Here is a 12,336-nt window from a genome sequence, read left to right as displayed (position 1 = left end):
CCGTCTGAATAATTCTTGAGAAAGCGGTTTGGTCTTGCAGCGATTCCAGCAGCGCAGTTAAGGCGCGCGCTTATTGATGCCGTTTGACGATCACAGAACCCACCGAATACCCGGCTCCGAACGAGCAAATCAGGCCCACATCGCCCGCATCCAGATCATCGGAATGCTTTGAGAAGGCGATAATCGACCCGGCGGATGAGGTATTGGCGTAGTCTTGCAGAATGTTGGGTTGCTCACCCGGTTCTGGCTCACGCCCCAGAACCTTCTTACCGATGAAGTCGTTCATCGTCTTGTTGGCCTGATGCAGCCAGAGGCGTTTTAGATCATCACTACTGATGCCCTCTGCCTCCATATGGTCACTGATATGTTTACTGACCATGGGCAGGACCTCTTTGAACACCTTGCGACCATTCTGCATGAACTGCATGTCGCGGCGATCCACCAGACCATCGGGGCGCGATCGGCGGAGGAAGCCGTTATTGTTGCGGATATTGTTGGAAAACGCAGTTGCGCACCGGGTCGAGACAATCTCGAAATGTGGGCCTTGGGCGTCTTCGATCCGCTCGATCAGCGTCGCGGTCGCGACATCGCCAAATATGAAATGGCAATCCCGGTCGCGCCACTCGAGATGACCCGAGCAGATCTCGGGGTTGACGACCAGCGCCGCCCGGACCGAGCCCGAGCGCACCATATCCGCCGCCGCCTGAATGCCGAATGTGGCCGAGGAACAGGCCACGTTCATGTCAAACCCGAATCCGCTGATCCCCAATGCCTGCTGAATCTCGATCGCAACTGCAGGATAAGCACGTTCATGGTTCGAAGCGGCGCAGATCACCAAATCGACATCCTCGGCGCTGCGCCCCGCTTGTGCTAGCGCCTTAAGGCACGCATCCACCGCCATCTCGGTCATGATCCCAGGCTCGTCGTCGCAACGCTGGCGCAGCGCGGGATGCATGATCTCGGGGTTCAAAACACCGGTCTTGTCCATCACATACCGGTTCTCGATCCCTGAGGCCTTCAGGATGAACTCTTCCGAGGAATGCTGCATCGGTTCCATGTCGCCCGCTGCAATCGCATCCGCGTTTTCGACGTTCATCCGGTCGGCATAGGCATTGAACGCTTCCACCAGTTCAGCGTTGGTGATTATGTTTTCTGGTGTATAGACACCGGTCCCGGTGATGGCAGGAGTGTACATGGCTGGCCCTGAGTTCATGATCTGCACAAAATGCAGTCCCTATTCGTATTGATCAAGACGTGTTGACCTAAGGGAATGCACCGCCTCTCGCTTCATAACTTGAATAGTTCAAAATTCGAAGTATATTTCGCCGCGACTCGCACGGAAAAGATTCATGTCAGACGATATCAGCATGCGGTTAGGACGCCTCAGCCCTGAGATTCAGGCGATGATGGGGGTCTACGCGCTTTATTGGAAACTGGAAGAGAGCTTTGACAGCATCGAAACAGACCTGAGCCATCAGGAATGCCACATGCTAATCAAGCTCGATGCGCCCAAACGTATGGGAGTGCTGGCCGCAGATATGTTGACAGTGCCGTCAACGATTACGGCGACCGCCGATGCACTTGAACTGGCGGGGCACCTGACCCGACAGCGTGATCCCGAAGACCGTCGCGCCTGGCTTTTGGTGCTGACCGAACAGGGCGAAGAGGCCCGCAATATGCTGGTGGCCGTGGCGGGTGAGCTTTTCCACAGCGCATCGGGTCTGAACACCGAAGAAACCGCCGAGTTCGCACGGCTGGCTCACAAAATCCGTGACAACATTCTGAAAACCGGAATTCCCGAGGGATTGACGAAATGAAACTCCTGACCTCTGTTTGCCTCGCACTGTCCTTGTTGACTGCGCCTGCCATGGCGCAAGAGCCTGCCAAGCCTGTGAAACTGATGCAGGTAAGCGAAACCTCTCCCGGCTTTTCGCGCCAATTCTTTGGTCGGATCGCCGCTCGTCAGACAGTTGATCTGGCGTTTCAGGTCGCAGGGCAGATCGTTGAGATGCCTGTGACCGAAGGCTTTGTAATCCCAAAGGGTGAGTTGATTGCCCGCCTCGATCAGGAACCGTTCGAACTGCAGCGCGACCGGACGCGCTTGCAAAAAGATCAGGCGGATCGAACACTCGCCCGCCTGTCGCGTCTGCGTGGAACCGCAGCCAGCCAGGTTGCCGTCGATGATGCCGAAACAGCTGCGCAACTGGCTGCGATTGCGGTTCGAGATGCAGAATATGAGTTGGAGCATGCGACGCTGACCGCTCCGTTCGACGCGCTGGTTTCAAGCCGTGCAGTTGAGGCGTTTACAACTGTTTCTGCGGGTACTCCGATCGTGCGGATTCACGATATGTCTGAACTGCGTATCGAGGTGGATGTGCCCGAAATCCTATTTCAGCGGTCCGGACAGCAGGACGACATCACGATTACTGCCAAGTTCCCTGTCAGCGATGAGATCTTTCCGCTGGAAATAAGGGAATTCGATGCTGAATCCTCAAGCGTGGGCCAGACCTTTCGCATCCAGTTCGGTTTGACACCGCCCGAGGGATTGCAGATTCTTCCCGGTTCCTCCGTGACCGTCACGGTGCAGGTGCAGGATGAACGCACCGGTATCATCATCCCGCCAACGGCTGTAGTTGCTGATGCCAGCGGCGCGCTGGGCGTTCTGGTCTTCTCGCCTGCTGGCGCCGACGAAGGCACCGTCCGCCGGGTTCCCGTGACTGTTGAACCTACGCAGAGCGGTGATGTCCGCGTGCTCACCGGCCTGATGGATGGAGACGAAATCGTCGTCGCCGGTGGGGGTGCATTGTCCGATGGTCAAACTGTCCGCCGCTTTGTCGGCTTCTCGAACTGAGGGCGGTTTCATGAGCATCGCACGCGCTTCGATCGACCGGCCTCTCTATACGTGGCTGTTCATCCTGATTGCCCTGTTCGGCGGCATTTGGGGTTTCACGTCGCTAGGTCGCCTTGAAGACCCGGCCTTCACCATCAAACAGGCGGTGATCGCCACGCAATACCCCGGTGCGACTGCCGAACAGGTAGCGCTGGAGGTTTCAGAACCGCTGGAATCTGCCATTCAGCAGATGGGCGAGGTGGATGTCATCACCTCGGTCAACCAGCCGGGACAGTCGCTGATCGAGGTTGAGATTAAATCCACCTATGACGGCAGTGAGTTGCCCGACATCTGGACCCGTCTGCGCGCCAAGGTGCGCGATGCAGCACGCGGTCTGCCTTCGGGCGTGGGTGCGCCTTATGTGAATGACGGGTTCGGGGATGTGTTCGGCCTGTTCTATGCCGTTACGGCAGAAGGGTTTTCTGACGCCGAGAAGCACGAACTGGCGACCTTCCTTCGCCGCGAATTGCTGACGGTAAGCGGTGTTGCAGATGTCGAGGTTCAGGGCTTGCCGGATGAGGCGATCTTTATTGAGCCGGACCTGTCGATCTCGGTCAATCAGAACGTTCCGCTGCAGGCGATCAACGAAGCTATCGCAAACGCGGACTCGGTCAACGCTTCGGGTTCGCTGCGATCCAATAGTGACCGCACCACGATCTTGACGGCCGAGGGCTCGGACAGCGTGTCGGCGATCGCCGGCCTGTCGGTTGGATCGCAGGGGCAGGTGATCAATCTGTTTGATATGTCAGATGTCTATCGCGGGCGGCAGAACGACCCCGATATCATGATCCGATTCAACGGCGCTGAAGCTTTCACGCTGGGTATCGCTGGGCTGGCCACTGAAAACATCGTCGAAGTCGGGCAGCGTGCAGATGCCAAACTGGCCGAACTGGATTCCGAAATCCCCTTTGGTGTCGAAATCCTGCCCATCTATCAGCAGCATGTTGTTGTCGATGAGGCCTCGAACGCCTTCCTGCTGAACCTCGCCATGTCAGTCAGCATCGTTGTTGCGGTTCTGGGCATTTTCATGGGCTGGCGCGCCGCAATTGTCGTTGGGTCCACCTTGTTGCTGACCGTTGTGGGTACTTTGCTCTTCATGTCGATGTTCTCGATCGAGATGGAACGGATCTCGCTGGGCGCTCTGATCATCGCCATGGGGATGCTGGTCGACAACGCCATCGTGGTGGCCGAAGGGATGCAGATTTCGATGTTGCGGGGAAAATCCTCGCGCGATGCTGCGGAAGAGGTTGCGTCAAAAACGCAGATCCCACTTCTGGGCGCGACGGTGATCGGGATCATGGCTTTTGCCGGGATCGGGCTCAGTCCTGACGCGACCGGGGAGTTCCTGTTCTCGTTATTTGCCGTGATCGGCATTTCACTACTGCTGAGCTGGGTTCTGGCCATCACGGTGACACCTTTGCTTGGGCACTATTTCTTCAAGCAGGGCAAAGAGGGTGAGGTGGATGCCTATGGCGGCATCCTGTTCCGCGTCTACGGTGCAATCCTGAACTGGGCGCTTCGGTTCCGATGGCTGGTAGTGGCCGGGTTGATCGGGGTCACAGTCGTCTGTTTTGCGGGCTTTGGATTGATGAAACAGCAATTCTTCCCAAACTCGAACACGCCGTTGTTCTTCGTGCACTACAAGCTGCCACAAGGTACGCCGATCGCCCGCACGGCGGAAGATATGGCCGTATTCGAGGACTGGCTGGCCGAACGTGATGACGTCGTCTCGGTTGCCACATTCGTCGGGCAGGGTGCCACGCGGTTCATGTTGACCTACGCTGCCGAGAAGCCAAACCCAAGCTATGGACATATGATCATCCGCACCGAGGCTTTGGACGACATTCCTGCCTTGCAAGCCGATCTTGAGGAGTTCGGTTCGGCCCAGTTCCCCGAAGGCGAGTTCCGCACCAAACGCCTGATTTTTGGTCCCGGTGGCGGCGATCCAATCCAGGCTCGGTTCTCGGGTAGTGATCCGGTTGTTCTGCGTCAACTGGCCGAAGAAGCGGTACAGCGCATGTCAGCCGCATCTCCGAATGCGCTACATGTGCATCACGACTGGCGTGAGCAGGAATTGGCCGTGCAGCCGATCTATGCCACGGAGCGCGCCCAAACAGCAGGCGTATCGCGCGAAGACATTGCAGCTACGTTGCAGTTTTCGACCGATGGCATCACGGGCGGCGTTTTGCGCGAGCGCGACCGCCAGATCCCGATCATCTTGCGCCGCCCGGCGGATGGAGACTATTCGATCGTCGATCAGGTAGTTTACTCCGATCAGTCGGAACGGTTCGTTCCAATCGAGCAGATGGTGGACGGCTTCGACTACAAGGCGCTCAATACGCTGGTTCATCGCCGTGACCGGGTGTTGACCATCACTGTTGGAGCAGACATCCCCCCTGACATGACCGCCGCGCAGGTCCACTCCGAAGTACGCAGTGCCATTGAAGCGATGGAACTGCCGATCGGCTATCGTATGGAATGGGGGGGCGAGTTCGAGGATTCAGGCGACGCGCAGGCCAGCCTTGGGCGGCAGTTGCCGCTGAGCTTGCTGATTATGGTGTTGATTTCCGTATTGCTGTTCAATGCAATCCGGCAACCGGTCATTATCTGGCTACTGGTCCCGATGTCCGTAAATGGCGTGGTTATCGGTCTGCTTGGAACAGGTCTGCCCTTCACCTTCACAGCGCTATTGGGGCTGTTAAGTCTCTCAGGCATGCTGATCAAGAACGGCATTGTACTGGTCGAAGAAATCGATCTGGTCCGCGCTACTGGCAAAGCCCTGCGTCCTGCGATTGTTGAAGCCTCTGTCTCGCGTCTGCGCCCGGTAATGTTGGCGGCGATCACGACGATTCTGGGTATGGCACCGCTTCTGACGGATGCGTTCTTTGTGTCCATGGCAGTCACGATCATGGGCGGTCTGGCCTTTGCCACGATCCTGACCATGGTTGCCGCACCTGTCTTCTACATGTTGTTTTTCAACCGTGAGGAAAAGCGACGTCTGGCTGCTGGTTGATCAACCGCCCGCATCCTCCTTTGGATCATAATGGTAGTAAAAACAGGATAGCTTGTTGCCATCAGGATCACGCAGATAGGCCACATAGAATCCGGGCTCGTAATGGGGGCGGACACCAGGTTTGCCTTCATCTGCACCGCCGTTTTTCAAACCCGTGGCATGGAAACGCCGGACCTGATCGGCACTTCTGGCGGGAAAGGCGATCATCGTGCCATTGCCGGTACTGGCGGGGGCTCCATCAAAAGGTTTGCAGATCCAAAACCCGGTGCCGCTGTCGGGGTCGGAACCCCATCCGGCCCAGCCATCAATCCAACCGGGCAGGCGCGGCTGGCCAAGAACCGCGAAGATCGCATCATAAAAGCGGATGGCCCGAGGCAGGTCGTTGCTTCCGTATGTGGTGTAGAGGTCCATGAGCAATCCTTCCCCGCCCATCATGTGGGCGATGGGCAAGGAGGGGAAGAAAAAAGACCCCGGCCGAGGCCGGGGTCCATTCATTCATATCGTTGCCGGGGCTTAGCCCTGCAGCGATTTCACCTCAACATCGCCTTCGGCCTGCGCCTTGATCGCCAGCGCGGCGGCATAGCTTGCTGCGGCTGTGGTGTAATAGGGGATCTTGTCATACAGCGCGATCGACCGGATTGATCGGCTGTCTTCCACCGCCTGTGCGCCTTCGGTCGAGTTCATGACCAGCTGCACGCCGCCGTCCTTCATCAGGTCGGTCACATCCGGGCGGCCTTCGTACACTTTGTTGACCACGCCGCACGGCACACTTTCTTCAGTCAGCCAGGCTTGTGTGCCGCGGGTCGCAACAAGCTCAAAGCCTTGCTCAACCAGAACACGCGCTGCTTCGAGCATATCCGGCCCTTTGTCAGCATCCTTGATCGAGATAAACGCACGACCTGCGCTGGGCAGCACCATACCGGCCCCCATTTGTGCTTTCAGGAAAGCGCGCGGGAAGTCGCGATCCCAGCCCATGACCTCTCCGGTCGAACGCATTTCAGGGCCCAGGATGGTGTCAACGCCGGGGAAGCGGGCGAAAGGCAAAACGGCTTCTTTTACCGAGAACCACGGCATGTCGGGGTCGGCCAGCGTCATCTGGTCGGCGATTTTGGTGTCATCGACCGTTTTGTAAGGGGGGCGTTTCGGGAAGTTCGCCAGTTTCTCACCGGCCATTACACGCGCAGCGATAGAGGCAATGGCGCTGTCAGTGGCTTTAGCCACAAAAGGCACGGTGCGGCTGGCACGAGGGTTGACCTCAATCAGGTAAATCTCGTCATCCTTGATGGCGAACTGCACGTTCATCAGGCCGACGACATTCAGCGCCTTGGCCAGCTTGAACGCCTGATCCTTAATCTGTTCGATGATCTCTTTCGACAGCGAATAAGGCGGCAGCGAACAGGCCGAGTCGCCCGAGTGCACGCCGGCCTCTTCGATGTGCTGCATGATGCCTGCAACATGCACGTCGTTACCGTCGCACAGCGCGTCCACGTCCAGTTCGACCGCACCGGCCAGATAGCTGTCCAGAAGAACCGGGCTGTCGCCGGATACCACTACGGCCTCATTGATGTAGCGGCGTAGCTGATCCATATCGCGCACGATTTCCATCGCGCGGCCGCCCAGAACATAGGAGGGGCGGATGACCAGCGGGAAGCCGATATCTTCGGCAATCTCCAGCGCCTTTTCGTCGGTCGAGGCGATGCCGTTCTTGGGCTGCTTCAGGCCCAGTTCATTGACCAGCGCCTGGAAACGCTCACGATCTTCGGCGAGGTCGATCGCGTCGGGCGTGGTACCGAGGATCGGGATACCTTCAGCCTCCAACGCATTGGCCAGTTTCAGCGGGGTCTGCCCGCCAAACTGAACGATCACTCCATGCAGCGTGCCGGCTTCCTGTTCCTTCGTAAGGATTTCCATGACGTGTTCGAAGGTCAGCGGCTCGAAATACAAACGGTCCGAGGTGTCATAGTCCGTTGAGACCGTCTCGGGGTTGCAGTTGACCATGATGGTCTCATATCCGGCTTCGGTCAGCGCGAAACAGGCGTGGCAGCAGCAGTAATCGAACTCGATGCCCTGGCCGATCCGGTTCGGACCACCACCAAGGATGACGACCTTTTTGCGGTCGCTTGGACGTGCCTCGCATTCGACCTCACCCATCATCGGGGCTTCGTAGGTCGAGTACATATAGGGGGTCTGCGCCTCGAACTCAGCCGCACAGGTGTCGATGCGTTTGAAGACGGCGTTCACACCCAGATTGCGGCGGGCGCGGCGGACGTTGTCTTCGTCACGGCCGGTCAGATTGCCCAGACGCGCGTCGGTGAATCCAAGCATTTTCAGTTTGCGGATACCGTCCTCGCTAACCGGCAGACCATCTTTGCGCACCTGACGCTCGGCCTCGATGATCTCGCGAATGCGGGCCAGGAACCACGGGTCGAACTTGGTGACGCCGAAAATCTCATCGTCGGTCAGGCCGTGACGCATGGCCTGCGCGATTGTGCGCAGACGATCGGGGGTCTGCTGGCTGATCGCCTTGATCACGGCGGCCTTGTCGTCGGCTTCTTCCCAGACTCCGACGTTCAGACCGGGGATTTCGATCTCATCAAAGCCTGTCAGACCCGACTCCATCGAGGCCAGAGCCTTTTGCATCGATTCGTGAATGGTGCGGCCGATGGACATGGCCTCACCCACCGACTTCATCGCGGTGGTCAGGTAGGGTTCGGAACCGGGGAATTTCTCAAAGGCAAATTTCGGGATCTTGGTGACAACATAGTCGATGGTCGGCTCGAACGAGGCCGGGGTGACCTTGGTGATGTCATTGTCTAGCTCGTCCAGCGTGTACCCAACGGCCAGTTTTGCGGCGATCTTGGCAATCGGGAAACCGGTCGCCTTCGAGGCCAGCGCAGAAGAGCGGGACACACGCGGGTTCATCTCGATCACGACCATACGACCATCAACCGGGTTGATCGCCCACTGCACATTTGACCCGCCGGTTTCCACGCCGATCTCGCGTAGCACCGCAATCGAGTGATTGCGCATGATCTGGTATTCTTTGTCGGTCAGCGTCAGGGCAGGGGCCACGGTGATCGAGTCACCGGTATGCACGCCCATCGGGTCGACGTTTTCGATGGAACACACGATGATGGCGTTGTCAGCGGTGTCGCGCACCACCTCCATCTCGTATTCTTTCCACCCCAGAAGACTTTCATCGATCAGGATCTGACCGACGGGGGACGCATCCATACCCGAGCGGCAAATATGGATATAATCCTCGCGGTTATATGCGACACCGCCGCCGGTGCCGCCCAGCGTAAAGGCGGGGCGGATGATGGCGGGCAGACCAACTGTTTCGAGGGTTTCAAGCGCCAGTGCCACACCGGCGTCGAGATCTTTCTTGCCGTTCTCATCCTTGGGGGCCGTCACGATCTCGGCTTTGGGGTTTTCGATGCCCAACCTATCCATCGCCTCGCGGAACAGGGCGCGGTCTTCGGCCATTTCGATCGCGTCTCGCTTGGCGCCGATCATCTCGACGTTGAACTTATCCAGCACGCCCATCTCTTCCAGCGCCAGCGAGGTGTTCAGGCCGGTCTGTCCGCCCATAGTGGGCAGTAGGGCATCGGGGCGTTCTTTTTCGATGATCTTGGCGACAACTTCGGGCGTGATCGGCTCGATATAGGTCGCATCGGCTAGCCCCGGGTCGGTCATGATCGTTGCAGGGTTCGAGTTCACCAGAATGACCCGATAGCCTTCCTCGCGCAGCGCCTTACATGCCTGAGCGCCGGAATAGTCGAACTCGCAGGCCTGACCGATAACAATGGGGCCTGCCCCGATGATCATGATCGACTGGATGTCGGTTCTTCTCGGCATGGCTTGGCCCCTTCAATTGTCCGCGAGTCAGGGCACCGCCCCAGCGCCCAAATTGTCCTGCGTTATAGGGACCGCGCGAAAAGGTGCAAGAGGTATCGGAAACGGGTTTGAAATTGCCGCTTTCCCCTCTTTCCCTTGGCGCGCTATTCTCTATACCGCGCAGCACGGCAAATGAGGATGCAATTGCGTATTCGTTTCGATCAAGGACCAGCTGGGCGCGGAACCCGGTTTGAGCGTCCGTCCCGGATTATCCGCGCGGATAACGCGGCGGAGGTGCCCCAGGCTCTGGCGGCGCTGGATCAGGCGCGCGCGGATGGGGCCTGGCTGGCAGGATACGCAAGTTATGAGCTGGGCTACGTGCTGGAACCACGTCTGGCAGACCGGCTGCCAGAAGGACGACGCCTGCCACTACTGTGTTTCGGTGTGTTTGACGCACCGGATCGCGTTGGACTGCCAAAGGCGTCGGGCAGTGTCACTGCGTTTCAGCCCCGCTGGGACGAGGCGCGATATACGCAGGCCTTTCGTACAGTGCATGAGGCGATTGGTGCGGGTGACATTTATCAGGCAAATCTGACCTTCCCAATTGATCTCGATGTAACCGGAGACAGCGTTGCGCTTTATGCGGCGCTTGCGGCTGGTCAACCCGTCGGCCACGGCGCCTTGGTTGAGCAGGAGGGGCTGCCTGATCTGCTGAGCCGCTCGCCCGAACTGTTTTTCCGAACCGACGCCGAGGGCCGGATCGAAACGCGCCCGATGAAGGGAACTCAACCGCGCAGCGAGGACCCAGTCGAAGACGAGCGTCGACGCGCTTTCCTGTCTTCGGATGAAAAGAACCGGGCCGAAAATCTGATGATCGTCGATCTGCTGCGCAACGATATTAGCCGGGTCGCGCTGGCCGGATCGGTGAAAGTACCCGAGCTGTTCAAGGTTGAGACCTATGCGACTGTCCATCAGATGGTCTCGCTTGTGCAGGCGCAGTTACACCTTGGCGTAGGCCTTTCTGATATTCTGACCGCCTTGTTCCCGTGCGGATCAATCACCGGAGCGCCAAAGATTCGCGCGATGGAGATCCTGTCCGAACTGGAACCTTGGCCTCGCGATGTTTACTGCGGAACCATCGGTTGGGCGGCCCCGGACGGTCGGTCGGAATTCAACGTGGCCATCCGGACCCTCATGGTTGAAGGCGGCAAGGCGACCCTTAACGTAGGCGGCGGGCTGGTCTGGGACAGCACCGCGCCATCGGAATATGAGGAGGCGCTATGGAAAGCCCGCTTCGCCCACCAACTGAGCCTGATTTCCGTCTGATCGAAACTTTGGCCTACAGGCCGGGGCAGGGGTTCGTCAGGCTTGATCGTCATTTGGCCCGCATGGCGCGCACAGCACAGAAGTTCGGCATTGATTTTGACCGAACCGCCGCTTGGACGATTTTGGATGCGAGTTTGGGTGAGATTGCATTGCGCTGCCGTTTGACCTTGGACGCGGATGGCAAATTTGAACTGACGTCCGGAGAATTGGCTGCCAATCCGTCCGTCTGGCGTGTGGATTTGGCCAAACAGAGACTATCATCATCGGATATCTGGCTGGGTTACAAAACGACCCGACGGGCCGTCTATGACATGGCGCGGGCGGGCTTGCCGCTAAGAGTTGATGAGCTTTTGTTTTTGAACGAACGGGATGAGCTTTGCGAGGGCACTATCACGAACCTGTTCCTGACCATGCCCGACGGCAGACGACTGACGCCCTCACTGCGATGCGGATTGCTTCCCGGGGTTTTGCGCGAGGAATTGTTGGATAATAAAGAAGTTACCGAATCCGTTCTGACCTTGACCGATCTAAAAAACGCGCAATCTATCCACTGTGGAAATTCCCTTCGGGGGCTGATCCGTGCGGAGCTTGTGGCACCTTGAGCAAAAATACCGAATGGGTGGAGACCCCTGTTACCAACTCACGCCTCAGGATTGAGTTTGTGCTCTTTTTTGTGGCGGTTCCCATAGCCATCGCGACATTGTTCCCGCCAAACTGGATGTTCCCCTCGCTTTTTGCGTTTACCGGACTGGGCATACTGCTGCTGCAGGATACGCCCGGTTTTTCCTGGGCGGAGCTTCGGTATGGCTGGCGAAACTGGTCGTGGACCGAAGTCTTTGCATTTACCCTGTTCATGGCTGCCTTCTGTTCCGCCCTGGTGCTGTGGGCGCGACCGGATGCAGCCTTTGTTTTGCTGCTGCATCGGCCGGAGATGTTGATATTCATCTGTATCGGCTACCCGTTGTTGTCCGCTCTGCCACAAGAGCTGCTTTTCCGCTCTCTCTTTTTCCGACGCTATCACGCGATCCTACCTGAAGGGCGGGCCGCATACCTTTTGAACGCTGGCCTGTTTTCGCTTGCGCACCTCATGTACTGGAGCTGGGTAGTAGCCATCATGACTTTCGTCGGAGGCCTCCTGTTCACCTGGGCCTACCGCAAGCGCGGATCATTCTTTTATGCAGTTCTTCTGCACGCAATTGCCGGTAATATTATCTTTGCGGCAGGGCTGGGCGTCTATTTCTACTCGGGCAACGTGCAAAGGCCGTTTTGA

The 12,336-nt window shown here is 58.0% G+C and carries 9 protein-coding genes; 6 read left to right on the top strand and 3 right to left on the bottom strand.

The window, feature by feature from the left end:
• Positions 1-70 precede the first annotated feature (70 nt).
• On the bottom strand, positions 71-1,195 hold the full coding sequence (locus ACR0MP_RS10100; RefSeq protein ID WP_170401784.1) for a beta-ketoacyl-ACP synthase III: 1,125 nt from the start codon (positions 1,193-1,195) through the stop codon (positions 71-73).
• A 154-nt stretch (positions 1,196-1,349) separates the two neighbouring features.
• Here ACR0MP_RS10100 and ACR0MP_RS10095 point away from each other — a divergent pair, with 154 nt between their 5' ends.
• From ACR0MP_RS10095 to ACR0MP_RS10085, 3 genes are read left to right on the top strand one after another with little or no spacing between them, the layout of a single operon-like run.
• Positions 1,350-1,817, top strand: coding sequence for a MarR family transcriptional regulator (locus ACR0MP_RS10095; RefSeq protein WP_170392361.1), 468 nt, complete (start codon positions 1,350-1,352; stop codon positions 1,815-1,817).
• Positions 1,814-2,851, top strand: a complete 1,038-nt coding sequence (locus tag ACR0MP_RS10090) for an efflux RND transporter periplasmic adaptor subunit (protein WP_170392359.1) — start codon at positions 1,814-1,816, stop codon at positions 2,849-2,851. The genes ACR0MP_RS10095 and ACR0MP_RS10090 overlap by 4 nt, the downstream gene beginning before the upstream one ends.
• 10 nt (positions 2,852-2,861) lie before the next feature.
• Complete coding sequence (locus tag ACR0MP_RS10085; protein WP_170392357.1) at positions 2,862-5,903, top strand: efflux RND transporter permease subunit; 3,042 nt, start codon at positions 2,862-2,864, stop codon at positions 5,901-5,903.
• Here ACR0MP_RS10085 and ACR0MP_RS10080 read toward each other — a convergent pair whose 3' ends face one another.
• Together ACR0MP_RS10080 and carB are read right to left on the bottom strand one after the other, a co-directional pair.
• Entirely contained in the window at positions 5,904-6,314 is a 411-nt protein-coding gene (locus tag ACR0MP_RS10080) for a VOC family protein (protein ID WP_170636053.1), read from the bottom strand.
• A gap of 102 nt (positions 6,315-6,416) precedes the next feature.
• Complete coding sequence (carB, locus tag ACR0MP_RS10075) at positions 6,417-9,761, bottom strand: carbamoyl-phosphate synthase large subunit (RefSeq protein ID WP_480886501.1); 3,345 nt, start codon at positions 9,759-9,761, stop codon at positions 6,417-6,419.
• Between the two features lie 177 nt (positions 9,762-9,938).
• On the opposite strand from carB, the gene ACR0MP_RS10070 reads away from it, so the two are divergent.
• From ACR0MP_RS10070 to ACR0MP_RS10060, 3 genes are read left to right on the top strand one after another with little or no spacing between them, the layout of a single operon-like run.
• Positions 9,939-11,066 carry an aminodeoxychorismate synthase component I gene (locus tag ACR0MP_RS10070; protein WP_170401766.1) on the top strand — a complete coding sequence of 376 codons (1,128 nt, stop codon included), beginning with the start codon at positions 9,939-9,941 and terminating at the stop codon, positions 11,064-11,066.
• The gene (locus tag ACR0MP_RS10065) at positions 11,021-11,668 is read left to right on the top strand and encodes an aminotransferase class IV family protein (RefSeq protein WP_170392351.1); all 648 of its coding nucleotides are present in this window, start codon (positions 11,021-11,023) and stop codon (positions 11,666-11,668) included. Before ACR0MP_RS10070 ends, ACR0MP_RS10065 begins: the two co-directional genes overlap by 46 nt.
• A complete protein-coding gene (locus ACR0MP_RS10060) occupies positions 11,665-12,336 on the top strand; it encodes a type II CAAX endopeptidase family protein (protein WP_170392349.1) in 672 nt (223 codons plus the stop codon). The genes ACR0MP_RS10065 and ACR0MP_RS10060 overlap by 4 nt, the downstream gene beginning before the upstream one ends.

The sequence above is a fragment of the Ruegeria sp. K3 genome (assembly GCF_056531845.1).
Note: the sequence above shows the minus strand (reverse complement) of the source record. Positions and strands in the feature narration are given on the sequence as shown.

Coding starts and splice junctions, on each gene's coding strand:
- ACR0MP_RS10100 (WP_170401784.1), bottom strand. CDS start 1,195: ATGTACACTCCTGCCATCACCGGGACCGGTGTCTATACACCAGAAAAC.
- ACR0MP_RS10095 (WP_170392361.1), top strand. CDS start 1,350: ATGTCAGACGATATCAGCATGCGGTTAGGACGCCTCAGCCCTGAGATT.
- ACR0MP_RS10090 (WP_170392359.1), top strand. CDS start 1,814: ATGAAACTCCTGACCTCTGTTTGCCTCGCACTGTCCTTGTTGACTGCG.
- ACR0MP_RS10085 (WP_170392357.1), top strand. CDS start 2,862: ATGAGCATCGCACGCGCTTCGATCGACCGGCCTCTCTATACGTGGCTG.
- ACR0MP_RS10080 (WP_170636053.1), bottom strand. CDS start 6,314: ATGGACCTCTACACCACATACGGAAGCAACGACCTGCCTCGGGCCATC.
- carB (WP_480886501.1), bottom strand. CDS start 9,761: ATGCCGAGAAGAACCGACATCCAGTCGATCATGATCATCGGGGCAGGC.
- ACR0MP_RS10070 (WP_170401766.1), top strand. CDS start 9,939: ATGCAATTGCGTATTCGTTTCGATCAAGGACCAGCTGGGCGCGGAACC.
- ACR0MP_RS10065 (WP_170392351.1), top strand. CDS start 11,021: ATGGAAAGCCCGCTTCGCCCACCAACTGAGCCTGATTTCCGTCTGATC.